10 protein-coding genes are annotated in these 13,049 nt (G+C 71.8%); 6 read left to right on the top strand and 4 right to left on the bottom strand.

All coding sequences use genetic code 11. The annotated features are described in order from the left end of the window. Positions 1 to 40 precede the first annotated feature (40 nt). The 3 genes from AFM16_RS30730 to AFM16_RS30725 all read right to left on the bottom strand — a co-directional run bounded on the left by AFM16_RS30730 (position 41) and on the right by AFM16_RS30725 (position 2,595). Positions 41 to 1,303 carry a sensor histidine kinase gene (locus AFM16_RS30730; protein ID WP_078637140.1) on the bottom strand — a complete coding sequence of 421 codons (1,263 nt, stop codon included), beginning with the start codon at positions 1,301 to 1,303 and terminating at the stop codon, positions 41 to 43. An 80-nt stretch (positions 1,304 to 1,383) separates the two neighbouring features. Continuing rightward, positions 1,384 to 1,755 (bottom strand): hypothetical protein, encoded by a 372-nt coding sequence (locus tag AFM16_RS39155; protein ID WP_143648469.1) that lies wholly within the window; start codon positions 1,753 to 1,755, stop codon positions 1,384 to 1,386. Positions 1,756 to 1,824: 69 nt separating this feature from the next. Continuing rightward, positions 1,825 to 2,595 carry a response regulator gene (locus AFM16_RS30725; RefSeq protein WP_030792186.1) on the bottom strand — a complete coding sequence of 257 codons (771 nt, stop codon included), beginning with the start codon at positions 2,593 to 2,595 and terminating at the stop codon, positions 1,825 to 1,827. A gap of 109 nt (positions 2,596 to 2,704) precedes the next feature. Here AFM16_RS30725 and AFM16_RS30720 point away from each other — a divergent pair, with 109 nt between their 5' ends. The 6 genes from AFM16_RS30720 to AFM16_RS30695 all read left to right on the top strand — a co-directional run bounded on the left by AFM16_RS30720 (position 2,705) and on the right by AFM16_RS30695 (position 12,701). Continuing rightward, positions 2,705 to 4,324: a sensor histidine kinase gene (locus AFM16_RS30720; RefSeq protein WP_078635646.1), complete on the top strand. Its 1,620-nt coding sequence runs from the start codon at positions 2,705 to 2,707 to the stop codon at positions 4,322 to 4,324. After that, positions 4,321 to 5,505 carry a PP2C family protein-serine/threonine phosphatase gene (locus tag AFM16_RS30715; protein WP_078635644.1) on the top strand — a complete coding sequence of 395 codons (1,185 nt, stop codon included), beginning with the start codon at positions 4,321 to 4,323 and terminating at the stop codon, positions 5,503 to 5,505. The genes AFM16_RS30720 and AFM16_RS30715 overlap by 4 nt, the downstream gene beginning before the upstream one ends. Positions 5,506 to 5,795: 290 nt before the next feature. Then, positions 5,796 to 6,254 (top strand): ATP-binding protein, encoded by a 459-nt coding sequence (locus tag AFM16_RS30710; protein WP_051780752.1) that lies wholly within the window; start codon positions 5,796 to 5,798, stop codon positions 6,252 to 6,254. A 74-nt stretch (positions 6,255 to 6,328) separates the two neighbouring features. Then, a complete protein-coding gene (locus AFM16_RS30705) occupies positions 6,329 to 9,142 on the top strand; it encodes a helix-turn-helix transcriptional regulator (protein WP_078635642.1) in 2,814 nt (937 codons plus the stop codon). Positions 9,143 to 9,186: 44 nt separating this feature from the next. Further along, complete coding sequence (locus tag AFM16_RS30700) at positions 9,187 to 9,996, top strand: SDR family oxidoreductase (protein ID WP_078635640.1); 810 nt, start codon at positions 9,187 to 9,189, stop codon at positions 9,994 to 9,996. 5 nt (positions 9,997 to 10,001) lie between these two features. Then, entirely contained in the window at positions 10,002 to 12,701 is a 2,700-nt protein-coding gene (locus tag AFM16_RS30695; protein WP_078635639.1) for a LuxR C-terminal-related transcriptional regulator, read from the top strand. 115 nt (positions 12,702 to 12,816) lie between these two features. On the opposite strand, the gene AFM16_RS39530 is transcribed toward AFM16_RS30695, so the two are convergent. Next, positions 12,817 to 13,047 (bottom strand): hypothetical protein, encoded by a 231-nt coding sequence (locus AFM16_RS39530; RefSeq protein ID WP_167797276.1) that lies wholly within the window; start codon positions 13,045 to 13,047, stop codon positions 12,817 to 12,819. Between the last annotated feature and the right edge of the window lie 2 nt (positions 13,048 to 13,049).

Below are 13,049 nucleotides of genomic sequence, written 5' to 3'. Positions count from 1 at the left end.
CGTAATCACGGTTGCGGCCGCCGAGTTGAGCCCTGGACGACTACGCCGCGGGCCAGGGCAGCCAGGCCCGCACCTCGAACCCGCCGTCCGCGCGGGGGCCGTGCTCCAGGCTGCCGCCGGTCAGGGTGGCGCGTTCGGTCAGCCCGATGAGGCCCTGGCCTGAGCCGGGGACGGGCGGGACGTGACCCTCGGGGGCCGGGTTGCGCACGGTCAGGGAGAGCCCCTCGCCGGGGCCGCCGGTGACGGTCACGGCGACCTCGGCGCCCGGCGCGTGCTTGCGGGCGTTGGTGAGGCACTCCTGCGCGATGCGGTAGGCGGTGCGTCCGACGGAGGCGGGTACGGAGCCCGGGTCGGTGATCCGCTGGTCGAGGGTGACCTTGGCGCCGGCCTCGCGGGACTCGCCGACGAGGGCGTCCAGGGCGGCCAGGGTGGGCTGGGGGCGGCCGCCCTGTTCGTCGGGCTCGCCGGCCCGCAGGACGCCGATGATCTCGCGGAGGTCCTGGAGCGCCTCGTGGGCGCTCTCCCGGATCACCCCGGCGGCCCGCGCGATCTCCTCACGGGGCGCGTCCGGCCGGAACTCCAGCGCGCCCGCGTGCACGCTGAGCAGGGTCAGCCGGTGGGCGAGCACGTCGTGCATCTCGCGCGCGATGGCCTCCCGGGCCAGCCGCTGCGCCTGCTCGGCCCGCAGCCGTGCCTCGGTCTCGGCCCGCCGCGCACGGTCGCGCAGGCTCACCATGAGCAGCCGCTTGGACCGTACGACCATGCCCCACCCGATGACCGCGACGCAGAAGACGGCGCTGAACACCACCGCCGGGCCGTAGCCCAGCTCGGGGTCGGGGCGGACCCACATCAGCAGCGGGAGCAGGGCGATCTGCACGCCGCCGACCCAGGCCACGTACCGGAAGGGCCGGTGCACGGCGAGGGTGAAGAGGGCGACCGCGCCGACCCCGGCCGAGGTGGTCGAGACGAAGGCGAGGGGCAGCGTGGCGACGGCCAGACCGAGCGGCCAGCGGCGGCGCAGCCAGACCGCGCCGCAGGCCAGGGCGCCGAGCAGCAGATCGAGCGCGACGAGCACCTGGGGCAGGTCCTGGTCGCCGGTGAGCGGCTCGGCGGCGGCCAGACCGATGCCGATGGCGATCAGGAAGCAGGTGAGGTCGACCACCCAGTCCCGCGCGGTACGCCGGGGCGGCCGGCCGGGACGCTCGGCGTCCGGGTCCAGCTCCGCGACCACGGCGGACGGCAGCAGCCACCGGTGCCGCGCGAATCTCGGCGCCGTACGCATCGCGCCGTCGTCGGCCCTCATGACCATCCCGGTCCCTCGCGGTCCCTCATGGTCGACAAATCTACGCAGCGGAGGGCTCTGTCACCTCCCCGTGGACCGGATCACCTACCGAAGGGACGGGGGCGTGGCCGAAGGTCGCGGTGGGGACCTACTTTCGGCGCGGTTCCCGCCGCCTTTTCGGGCCGTCGGCGCGCACGCATCGACTTGGCGAGCGCCGCGTCCAGGGATCTGTTCTCTTCGACGGTGAGGATGTTCCTTATTCCGGCGTTTTTCACCCAGCCGTTCAGAAGGGCGTGCGAGCCGCCCAGCCTGAGCGAATAGGACCACAGGCTTTCGCCTGTCGCATCACCGTTCCACCCGGCCGCCCATTGGAGCAGATGAAATCTTTTCTGCTCGCGGTCATAACGCACAGATTGCATCGTCATCTCGCCGAGAATTCTCCGCACCTGCCAGTGTTTTCGACGATTGTTCATCAGCCGGGTACGGATCGAAAGAGATTTGAGCGGTTCCTGAGGTTGGCCGCCGGACCCGCGCCCCGTCCGTCAGGGCCGCGGCCGCGTCACCGTGTCGAGGTAGAAGGCGTCGATGCTCTGCACCGCCTGCTCGAACTCCTCCAGGTTGACCGGCTTGGTGACGTACGCGTTGGCGTGGCTGCTGTAGGCGCCGGTGACGTCGTCCGGGGCGGTGGACGTGGTGAGGACGACGACCGGGATGGTCTGGAGGTCCTCGTCGGACTTGAGGATCTTCAGCAGCTCACGGCCGTTCATGCGCGGCATGTTGAGGTCGAGGACGATCAGGTCGGGGCGGGCGTTGCCGTCGCCGCGCAGGTGTTCCAGCGCGGCGACTCCGTCGGTGACCTGGACCAGGTTGCGGGCTCCCCGCTCCGCGAGGGCTTCCTCGATGAGCATGGCGTCGGCCACGTCGTCCTCGACGAGCAGGACGTCGAACGGGCGGGCAGGGGTGGTCATCATCGGATGCTCCGTGGGCTGTTCGTCGGAGTGGTGGAAGAGTCCCGGCCAGCGGCGCCGGGCTCCTTGCCGGGTCATGCCGCAGGCGGCGCCGAGCTGTGGGTAGCCGGCGCCGGCGCGGGCGGCGGCCACGGCCGCTTCCCGCTGGAGCCGCTCGGCGGCCCGCCGTACGTGGTCCAGCAGGTGGAGGAGGGCCAGGGCCTGGGCCGGGTCGTCCGTCGGCGGGTCCCCGGGAGCCTTGAGGAGCTGGTCGGAGAGGCGCCGCACAAGGTCGCCGACCGCGTCGTCGGCGACGACGGCCGTCTCCTGCGGGGTGGTCCGCAGGTGGAAGTTCTTGCCAGGCATGCCCGGCACTCTAGGCTCCCGGGACCACCCGCGACAACAACCGTTGTCGCCCTCTAGAGTGTGCTGGCCGCGCCTTCGGGCGGCTGTCGCAGCGAGGAGCCCTCCCAGGATGACCGGCAACACCAGACCACCGCGTGCACCGTGGCTCGCCAGGTGGACGACCCGGCGATGGCTTCGTGTCGGGGCGGCCGTGTCCCTGGCGGTCCTGGCCGTCCTCGGCACGGCGGGAGCATGGGTCCTGGCGCGGACCGAGACGATCAGCAACGACCTCGTCGACGTCCGCTCCCCCGCGCTGACCGCGGCGATCCGTCTGGAGTCGGCGCTGCTCAACCAGGAGACGGGCATCCGCGGTTACGGCGCCACCGGCACACCGGCGTTCAAGGTCCCCTACACCGAGGGCCTCGCCGAGGAGAAGACGCGCACGGCGCAGCTCGCCGGGCTGCTCCAGGGCGACAAGGCCCGGCTGGCGGACCTGGAGGCCGTACAGGACGCCGTGGAGCGGTGGCAGGAGCGGATCGCGCGGCCGATCGCGGCCGCGCCGCCGGGTGCGCCGTCGCCGCTGGCCACCGAGCGTGCGGCGGAGGGCAAGAGCGCCTTCGACGACGTCCGGGCCGCCCTGGGCGAACAGCAGGAGCGGCTCCGCGCGGACCGGGTCCAGGCCCGGGACGACCTGATGTCCGTCACGGCGTTGCGCAACGGCGTGTTCGGCGCCATCGCCGTCCTCATCGTGGTGCTGACGGCCTTCGTCTTCGAGGGGCTGCGGCGCGGCATCAACCGGCCGCTGGAGCAACTCGCCGCGGACGCACGGGTGATCACCGACGGCGACTTCGGCCACCCCATCTCCCCGACCGGCCCCGCCGACCTGCGGCGCCTCAGCGGTGAGATCGACTCCATGCGCCGCCGTCTCGTACGGGAGCTGGCCTTCACCGAGGAGGCACGGCAGCGGCTCGACGCGCAGGCCGCGGAACTCCAGCGGTCCAACGCCGAGTTGGAGCAGTTCGCGTATGTCGCCTCGCACGACCTCCAGGAGCCGCTGCGCAAGGTGTCCAGCTTCACCCAGCTCCTCCAGCGGCGCTACGGCGGCCAACTCGACACCCGGGCCGACCAGTACATCGAGTTCGCGGTCGACGGCGCCAACCGGATGCAGACCCTGATCAACGACCTGCTGGACTTCTCCCGGGTCGGGCGGATGCACAACACCCATCAGAGCGTGGACCTGGAGAAGGTCTTCGAGCGGACCGTGTCCGCGCTGAGCATCGGCATCGAGGAGGCCGGCGCGACGATCACCCACGATCCGCTGCCGACCCTGGTCGCCGACCCGACCCAGATGGGCATGCTCTGGCAGAACCTGATAGGCAACGCCGTCAAGTTCCGCCGCCCCGACCGGGCGCCTGCGATCCATGTGACGGCGGAACGGGACGGCGACCTGTGGCGGTTCTCCGTCACCGACAACGGCATCGGCATCGCGCCCGAGTACGCCGACAAGGTCTTCGTGATCTTCCAGCGGCTGCACACGAAGGACTCCTTCACCGGCAGCGGCATCGGGCTCGCGATGTGCAAGAAGATCGTCGAGTTCCACGGCGGCACCATCGCCGTCGACACGGAGTACCGGGAGGGCACCCGGCTCGGGTTCACCCTGGCCCCCGAGCCGCCGGAGAGCCCCGTGCGCCCGGTCCTGCCGGAGGCCGAGGGCCCCGGCGCGGAGCAGACGCGCAGACCGCGGTCATGAGGACGGGCCCCGAGGCGGCGCCCGACGAACCGGTGTACCGCATCCTTCTGATCGAGGACGACGACGGCGACGCCCTGCTCGTGGAGGAACTCCTGCACGACACCGGGATGCGGTTCGAGCTGACCGTCCGCACCACGCTGGCCGCGGCCCGCTCCGCGCTCGCCGGCGCGCCGATCGACTGCGTCCTGCTCGACCTGCATCTGCCGGACGTGTCCGGCATCGACGCCGTCGCCGCCGTCCGCGGCATGGCGCCGCACACCGCGGTCATCGTCCTGACCGGGCTGTCCGAGGCCCAGGCGGGCACCGACGCCATGGCCGCCGGCGCCCAGGACTTCCTGGTCAAGGGCAAGGTCGAGGCGGACCTGCTGCACCGCACCCTGCGCTACGCCGTCTACCGCAGCCAGACCGAACGCGCGGGCGCCGAGGCTCAGGCCGCGCGGCTGCGCGCGGAGGAGAACGCCCGGCTGGAGCGCGGTCTGCTGCCGCAGCCGATCCTCGGCACGTCCACGGTGCGCGTCACCTCCCGCTATCTGCCCGGCACCGCGCTCGCCCTGCTGGGCGGCGACTTCCTCGACGTGGTGGAGGGCGACGACGGTCTGCTGCACGCCGTCGTCGGCGACGTCAGCGGACACGGCCCCGACGCCGCCGCGCTCGGCGTCTGCCTGCGCATCGCCTGGCGCTCCCTCGTGCTCGGCGGGCACCGCGGCGAGGATCTGCTGCACCTGATGGAACGCATCCTGATCGCCGAACGCGGCAGCCAGCAGCTCTTCGCCACCTGCACCCTCCTCACCCTCGACCAGGACTCCCCCAGCGCCACCTTCCATCTCGCCGGCCACCACGAACCCCTGCTCACGACGGCCGACGGCACCCGGGAACTGAGCGCCGCGCACGGCATCGCGCTCGGCATCCTCCCCGAGCAGCGCCACTGGCCCGCCACCGTCGTCCCGCTCCCGGCGAGCGGCGCCCTCACCCTGTACACCGACGGCCTCACCGAGGGCCACGACGGCGAGACGACCCGCCGGCTCGGCGTCGAAGGACTCCTGGCCCTGATCGAGGACCTCCCCCACACCGACCCGGTCACGCACGTCGACCACCTCATCCGCAGAACCCACGAACTCAACGCCGGCCGCCACTCCGACGACCTCGCGGTCCTCCGCCTCGACTGGAACCGGGGCGCCTGAGCGGCGGACGGGAACGTCCGTTCAGCCGATCGTGCGCTATCGCGAAACATGGCGGCACCCTTCGTCTCCGGCACGGCCTGGTCCAGGCAGCCCGCCACTGGCAGCGCGGCCTCAAGAGCTCCAGATGCGCAGAGAGCCGTCCCCCGACCCGGGAGATGTCAGGGGGTGATGTCAGGGGTAGCCCGGGTGACCTGCCTGCGCCGATAGCCGTACAAACGAGGAGAACAGAGAAACCAGGGGACACAGCAGCACCCGAGCCCCAGCACGCACGACGCCCAGGGACCTTCACCATGTACGACCGAACCGGCGCGCCTGTCGCCTCCAGCAATTCGTTCGCCATGCGCACGCTCCCGGCCAGCGACCGCTCACCGGCGACGGCGAGGTCGTGGACCCGGGCGAGGTTGCGGGACTGGCGACTGTCCGCGCTCCAGGACGACGCGCTGCTGATCGTGTCCGAACTCGTCAGCAACGCGGTCAGGGTCGGGGGCCGTGTCACGTTGGAGATGCGCACGGCGCACAGGGCGGGACGACATGCTCTCCGCATCGATGTGGTCGACGAGGGACGGGGACTCCCCGGCCGCGTGGGAGCGAGCGCCCCGCCCGATGTCGCGGCCTGTCATGGCAGGGGCCTGCCCCTGGTCGACTCGCTCGCCGAGGCATGGGGAAGCGAGTGCCGGATGGACGGCCACCATGTGTGGGCCGCCTTGCGGCACAGCGCCACGGCCGGGATCGCGGGAGCGGCGGACTGATGCGGGGCGGGACAGGTCCGCGCACCGCTCGTACCGTAGGTCACACAGCAGATCCGACCGAGTGAGGACCGCGCATGCTGTTGGAGCGCGATGCTGAATTGGCCGCTCTCAGGACCGCTGTCGACGATCCGAGCACGGCGGCGGTTGTGGTCCGGGGCGGCCCGGGGCTGGGCAAGACCGTGCTTCTGCGGGAGGCGGAACGGCTTGCCGGTGAGGCGGGCATGCAGGTCCTCACCGCTCGTGGAACCGAACTGGAAGGCAGCTATGCGTTCGGCGGCATCCGTCAACTTTTCGAACGCATTCTCGATACTCGCCCTGATCTGCGGGACGAACCCGCGGTGGCGCCGGGACTCGCCGCCCTCGACGCGCGAGCGCCCGAGCCGGGCCCCGGCGACTTCGCGGTCCTCCACGGTCTGTACCGGCTCACCGAACTGCTGACCCGGACCGCACCCGTGGCTCTGGTGATCGATGACCTTCAGTCGTTGGACCTCCCGACGCTGCGCTTCCTCACCTATCTGCTGCCACGCCTGCGCGACTTCCCGGCCGTGGGGATATGGAGCACCAGACCCGCCTCCGGCCCTGTCCGCGAGGCGATCACCGAGCTGCTCGGCGACCCCGCCTGCCGTGTCCTGACGCCGGCCCCTCTCACCTTGTCGGCCGCACGGGAGGTCATAGCCCTCCATCTCGCTCTTCCAGCCGATGCCGCGTTCGTCGAGGCGTGCCACACGGCGGCCGAAGGCAATCCCTTCCTGCTCTCCGAGCTGGCCCGGGTCGCCGCGGCCGCTCAGGTGCCGCCCACCGCGTCCCATGCCCACAGGATCGCCGGCCTGGGCGCCGAGGCGGTACGGCATCGCATCTCCCTCTGGTTCGGGCGTCTCAGCACCGCGACGGTGAGCGTGGCACAAGCCGTCGCCGTGCTGGGAGGCGACGCCACGCTCCGGCACGTCGGCACGCTTGCCGGCCTGCGGCTGGAGGTCGTGGCACAGGCGGCCGACGCTCTACGGGAGGCGGATCTGATGGCCGTCTCGCCGGCCACGGCCGGCGGCGCCGTGGGGGACATCTTCCTGGACTTCGTCCACCCTCTGGTGCGGGAGGCGATCTACGAGGACATGGGGATCGTCCGGCGCATCGACGCGCACCGCGATGCCGTCGCGCTGCTGCGGGCCGCGGGAGCGCCGCTCGAGCACGCGGCGTCGCATCTGCTGCTCATCCCGCCGGAGCATTCGACCGCGCATGCGCTGCTCCTGTGGAGTGCGGCCGAGGAGGCTATGCGGCGCGGCGCACCCGCCGCAGCCCTGGACTACCTCCGCCGCTGCCGCCAGGAGGACGCTCCTGACCAGGACGAACGGCGCTTGCTGACGGACATGCTCGCGGCGGCCGAACTCGTCGACGGTGACGCGACGGTCGAATGCGTCGACGCCCTGCTGACCAAGGTGCACGACCCCCTGGAACGGGCCGCTCTGATGGTCAAGGCAGGCAACGCCCTGCACGGGCTGGGTCGTGCGGAGGCGCTCACTGCCATGGCCGAGCGGGCCGCCTACGAACTGCCCACCACCCCCGAAGCCGAACCGGTACGGCAGTTCATGGACGCGTGCGTCGTCGCGGCGACCTTGCTGGGGCGCAGGCAGTCGCCAAAGGTACGCGGCATCCTCGCCCGCTGGGAGCAGGATCCCCCTCATGAGGGCTGGGCCGGCGCCGTCGTGGACGGAGTGTGGGCGGGCATGGAACTGCACGCGTGCTCCCCGGTCGCCGTGGAGCTGGCGCGCCGAGTCCTCAAGGGCAACGACCTCCTCGAAGGGTCGCTGGCCTCCGCGTGGTTCGCGCTCATCCTCGCCGACGACGAGTCCGTGCTGGCGAGCATGGAGGCGGCACTGCGAGACACCCGCCGACGCGGTGCGTCCCGCGGCCTGGCGGCCGTTCTGTGCTCGCGGGCCCTGGCTCGGCTCCGTGCCGGCCGGCTCCCCCAGGCCCACGCCGACGCACAGCAAGCAGCCCGTGCGGCGCTCGCGTGCCGTCACCACCTCCTGCACATGCTCGCCCTCCATGTGCAGGCGGAGGCCTCCTTGGAAGAGGGCCGGCAGGACGAGGCCCGGCATCTGCTCGCCGGATCGGTGGCAGCACGAGCCAACGAAGCACCGCTGAGCATTTTCACCGCTCCCCTGAAAGGGACGTACTGTCGGCTCCTGGCCGTCCGGGGCGCGTTCGACGAGGCGGCCGAAGCATGGCAGGAGCTGGGCTGGACGTATCGGAACGAGGCCATCGGCGGGCGCAATCCCGCGTTCCTGCCCTGGCGGTCCGCCGCCGCCGAGTCCCTGACCGCCCTGGGACGGGTCGCGGAAGCCGAGCGTCTCGCGCGGAGCGAGGTTGCCGACGCTCGCGCATGGCGCGGCCCCGGAGCGCTGGGGCGGGCCTTGCGTGCACTCGCCCGGGCACGCCCCAGGCAGCAGAGCCTCGCCTGCCTGGAGGAGTCCCACGCCGTACTGAGCAGGTCGCCCGCGGTACTCGAACGCGCCAAGACCGAGCTGGCCTGGGGAAGCGCACTACGACAGAGCGGACAGCGCCGCGAGGCCCGAAGGATGCTGACGCAGGCACTCGACACGGCGGTGCGCAGCGGTGCCCTGCCCCTCGCGGAAACGGCAAGGCGAGAACTGCGAGCGGCCGGCGGCAGGCCGGCTCCGATCGGCGCTCGCGGCATCGAGACGCTGACCCCGTCGGAGCTCCGCACGGCCGAACTGGCGTCGAGCGGGCTGAGCAACCGCGAGATCGCCGACCGGCTGTTCGTGACCCCCAAGACGGTGGAGGGCCATCTCGCGGCCGCCTACCGCAAGTTGGAGACGGACCGGCGGGGGCTCATCGCCAACCGCGCCGCCCTCTTCGGCAGTCGGTGACTCCCCACTTGTACACAACGAATGGGCACAGGAAAGCAGCTTCGATGAATGACACCATCCTTGTCACCGGTGGAACCGGGAACCTGGGCAGCCATGTGGTCACGCGGCTCGCGCGGCAGGACTGTCGGGTCCGTGTCCTCTCACGGCGCCCGCCGACAGATCAGGGCTCGCCCGCCGTGGAGTGGTGCACAGCAGATCTCGCCATCGGTGACGGGATCGATTCGGCACTCGACGGTGTCGGCACGGTCATCCACTGCGCCACCGACGGCCGCACCCGCCACGGTGACGTGGCGGCCACCCGGAACCTGCTCGACGCCGCGGGCCGCGCGGGCGGACCCCACATCGTCTATGTCTCCATCATCGGCGTGGACCGGCACCCGCTGCCCTACTACCGGGCCAAGTACGACAGCGAGCGGCTGCTCGAGTCGTCCGGGCTGCCGTACACGATCCTGCGTGCGGCCCAGTTCCACGAGATGCTCCACTTCGCGCTCAGCCGGGCCGCCCGGCTGCCCGTCGTGCCCGTGCTGGCCGGGACGTGCTTCCAGAGCGTGGACACGGCACATGTCGCCTCGCGTGCGGTGGATCTCGCGGTCGGCATGCCCCGGGGCCGGGTCGCGGATCTTCCGGGACCACAGACGCTGACGATGGCCGCGCTGGCCCGCGCCTACCTACGGGTGTCCGGTGCACGGCGGCCCGTGCTTCCCGTGCTTCTCCCCGGACGCGTGCCCCGCGCCTACCGGGAAGGGCTGCATCTGGCCTCGGCTCCCCTGCCCGGCAGCCGCACCTTCGAGGACTTCCTCGCCACTGGACCTGCGGTCAGGGTGCCGGCGGCGGCACGGAAGAGGGCTCCTTGAGAGGGATGTCGTCCATCCCCGACCGGGACGGGCCGTGGCCCCTCGTCGGGCGTGATGACGCACTGGCCGCGGTCACCGGGGCGCTGCACCACCCCAGAGTGCGTGCGGTGCTCGTGCACGGTCCGGCGGGCGTCGGCAAGTCGCGGCTGGCCGAGGAGTGCCTGGACCGAGCCGCGCGGTCCGGACTCCGTACCGCGCGGGCCGTCGCCACCGCTGTGGCGTCCGCCGTACCGCTGGGTGCGCTCGCCCATGTGATCCCGGCCGGGACCGATCTGTCGGACCCGGTCGCCGGGTTCGCGGCGGTCGACGCCGCACTGAGCCGCGACGGCGGGGGCAGGCTGGTGCTGCTGGTCGACGACCTGCACCTGCTGGACGCGACTTCGGTGATGCTCCTGCGCCAGTTGATGGATTCCGGGACTGCTGTCGTCGTCGGCACGGTCCGGACCGGAGTGCCGTTCGAACTGTCGGCGGCCTTCGGCAACGACGACACGGTCTGCCGGATCGACGTGGAGGAGTTCCGCCCCGACGAGGTGGCCGGCGTCCTGCGGACCGTGCTCGGGGGCCCGGTGAGCGCGCATGCCGTGCACGAACTGCACACGGCGAGCGGGGGCAACGCCCTGTACCTGCGCGAACTGGTCCTCGGAGCGCTCAGGAGCGGCGCGCTGCACAGCGACGGCGAGGTCTGGCACTTGCTGAAGGGCCTCGGCAGTGGGACAGCGCGTCTGAAGGAACTGATCGCGACGCGGCTCGCCCACGCACCGCGATCCGCCGCCGGGGCCGTCGAACTCCTCGCCCTGTGCGAACCCGTCGCCCTGACGGACATCCAGGAGGTGGCCGGGGCGGAGGGAGTGCTCGAACTGGAACGGCACGGACACATCCGGCTGGTCCGCGACCGCCGCCGCCACACCGTCGTACTCACCCATCCCCTGTACGGCGAAGTCGTACGTGCCTCGCTCCCCGAACTGCGGCGCAAGGCGATCCTTTTGAGCCAGGCGGAGAGGGTCGAGGCACGTGGTGCCCGGCGGCAGGACGATCCGCTCCAGCTCGCCTCCTGGCGGCTGTCCGCGACTGGGACAGCCGATCCTGAGCAACTGGAACTCGCTGCGGCCCTGGCCCGGCACAGCCACGACTACCCCCAGGTGGTCCGGCTCTCGCGGGCGCTGCCCGCGGACCGGCACACCGTCCGCAACCGGCTGCTCCTCGCCGACGCCCTCATGGAGCTGGGCCGTTCGGCCGAGGCGGAGGACGTACTCGGCGAGGCGGACGCGTTGGCCACGACCGAGGAGGACCGGCTCGCCATCGTTCTGGCCTACTCGACGAACGCCCTGTGGGGCATGGCTCACGCGGGGCGTGCTCAGGAGGTGACAGCCGCGCACGGTGCGTTGCTCGGCTCGCCGCGGGTACGACGGATCCTCACGATCAACGAGGGGTGCATCAGGACCGCGATCGGCCGACCCGGCAGTGGACTGGAACTCCTCGAAGAGCTGGGCGACGCTCCCGGCTCGCCGCATGACGCCCCCGTCTGGCTGGGCGGTGCGGCGGTGAAGACCAGGGCGTTGCAGATGACCGGCAGAATCGGGCAGGCCTTGGCCTGGGCCGAACACGCCAGTTCCCTGCACCGTGGTCTGGAGCGGCGGCCGCGCCGGACGGCTCTGGCGGCTCCCCACCCCGCCGTTCAGCAGGCCCCCGTCGTCCTGGCCCTCGCCGAGGACGGCCGTCTGGCCGAGGCCCGGGACCTGGGCTTGGAGTTGTACAGCGAACTCGTGGGCTCTGAGGCGGGGTTGGTCCGGATGTGGGTGGCGTTCTTCCTGGCCCGGGCGGAGTGGCTGGCGGGCCGCGTGTCCGCTGCGCGCCGCTGGTACGCCGAGTGCATCGCGCTCGGCCGGACCCGCCACCGCACCCGGCCCATGCGTGAGGCACTGGGCGGGCTCGCTGCGGCCATCGCGCTCCAAGGCGACGCCCACGGTGCCGCCGAGACGCTCGCCGACCTCGACAGGGCCGACGATTCGATGGCCGAGCGCGAGTACGACACGTTCGTGCCCTCTCCCGGCCGGGCCCTCGGGGAGGCATGGGCGATGGCGGCCACCGGCAGGCTGGAAGACGCCCGCGTGACGCTGCTGCGCGCCGCCGACGGCCTGGAGGGCACGGGCAACCTCTCCGGCCAGGGCATGCTGCTGCTGGACGTGGCGCGGCTCGGCGGTGCGGCGATCGTCGCCGGTCGTCTCGCGGGCGTCGCAGCGCGGTCCGACGGACGGCTCGTGCACGCCCATGCGGAACTCGCCGCAGCCCTGGCCGAGAACGACGGCGTGGCGCTGCTGCGGCTCTCGGAGCGGCTCGCCGAGATGGGGTGCGAGCTGTCGGCCGCCGAGGCGGCCGGCGCGGCGGCCGCCGCCTTTCGCCGCGCGGGGAACCCCCGGAGCGCGGCCGGCGCCGCGGTACGGTCCGCCGCACTCGCCGAAGGCTGCGAAGGGGCCCGGACACCGTTGCTGGCCGCGGCGGCCATGACGGTTCCGCTCACCCGGCGGGAGGCGGAGATCGCCTGGCTGGCCGTTTCGGGGGCGACCAGCCCGGAGATCGCGGGTCACCTGGTGCTGTCCGTGCGCACGGTCAACAACCACCTGGGGCGCGTGTACGAGAAGCTCGGCGTGACGAGCAGACGGGAACTGGCGCGGATGATGCCGCTGGTGCGGACTGCAAAGCCCTGACCGTCCTTGGAGACCCTGCGGCCGTGTGCGCCCGGGAGCAACTGAGCACCTGCTACTCATCCACTTCCCTGCCCTGATTTCTATTCTCTGGTTGCTCCAGCTCATTTCACACGCATCACAGCGCGCCCGGAGAACAAGGAAATGCAGGGAAAAAAATCATGCCCATCGTGAACCGAGCAACGAGAACAGCGATTCTCAGCCTGGCGATGGTGCTTCTGGTGTCGGTGTTGAATTCACTGGCGTCGTTCCAGGAGTCCGGATCAGGCTTGGTTGGACTTTCGACGGACGAGCCTCCGCCGCTTCCGGCGGGGGCATCATTCACCGATACAGCGACGGATCTGGCCAAGG

It is taken from the genome of Streptomyces antibioticus, assembly GCF_002019855.1.
Taxonomy (GTDB): domain Bacteria; phylum Actinomycetota; class Actinomycetes; order Streptomycetales; family Streptomycetaceae; genus Streptomyces; species Streptomyces antibioticus_B.
This window is presented reverse-complemented; position numbering and strand designations above follow the sequence as displayed.

What these genes read in the sequence shown, in the direction of transcription:
- AFM16_RS30730 (WP_078637140.1), bottom strand. Translation starts at nt 1,303, where the DNA reads ATGAGGGCCGACGACGGCGCGATGCGTACGGCGCCGAGATTCGCGCGG.
- AFM16_RS39155 (WP_143648469.1), bottom strand. Translation starts at nt 1,755, where the DNA reads ATGAACAATCGTCGAAAACACTGGCAGGTGCGGAGAATTCTCGGCGAG.
- AFM16_RS30725 (WP_030792186.1), bottom strand. Translation starts at nt 2,595, where the DNA reads ATGCCTGGCAAGAACTTCCACCTGCGGACCACCCCGCAGGAGACGGCC.
- AFM16_RS30720 (WP_078635646.1), top strand. Translation starts at nt 2,705, where the DNA reads ATGACCGGCAACACCAGACCACCGCGTGCACCGTGGCTCGCCAGGTGG.
- AFM16_RS30715 (WP_078635644.1), top strand. Translation starts at nt 4,321, where the DNA reads ATGAGGACGGGCCCCGAGGCGGCGCCCGACGAACCGGTGTACCGCATC.
- AFM16_RS30710 (WP_051780752.1), top strand. Translation starts at nt 5,796, where the DNA reads ATGTACGACCGAACCGGCGCGCCTGTCGCCTCCAGCAATTCGTTCGCC.
- AFM16_RS30705 (WP_078635642.1), top strand. Translation starts at nt 6,329, where the DNA reads ATGCTGTTGGAGCGCGATGCTGAATTGGCCGCTCTCAGGACCGCTGTC.
- AFM16_RS30700 (WP_078635640.1), top strand. Translation starts at nt 9,187, where the DNA reads ATGAATGACACCATCCTTGTCACCGGTGGAACCGGGAACCTGGGCAGC.
- AFM16_RS30695 (WP_078635639.1), top strand. Translation starts at nt 10,002, where the DNA reads ATGTCGTCCATCCCCGACCGGGACGGGCCGTGGCCCCTCGTCGGGCGT.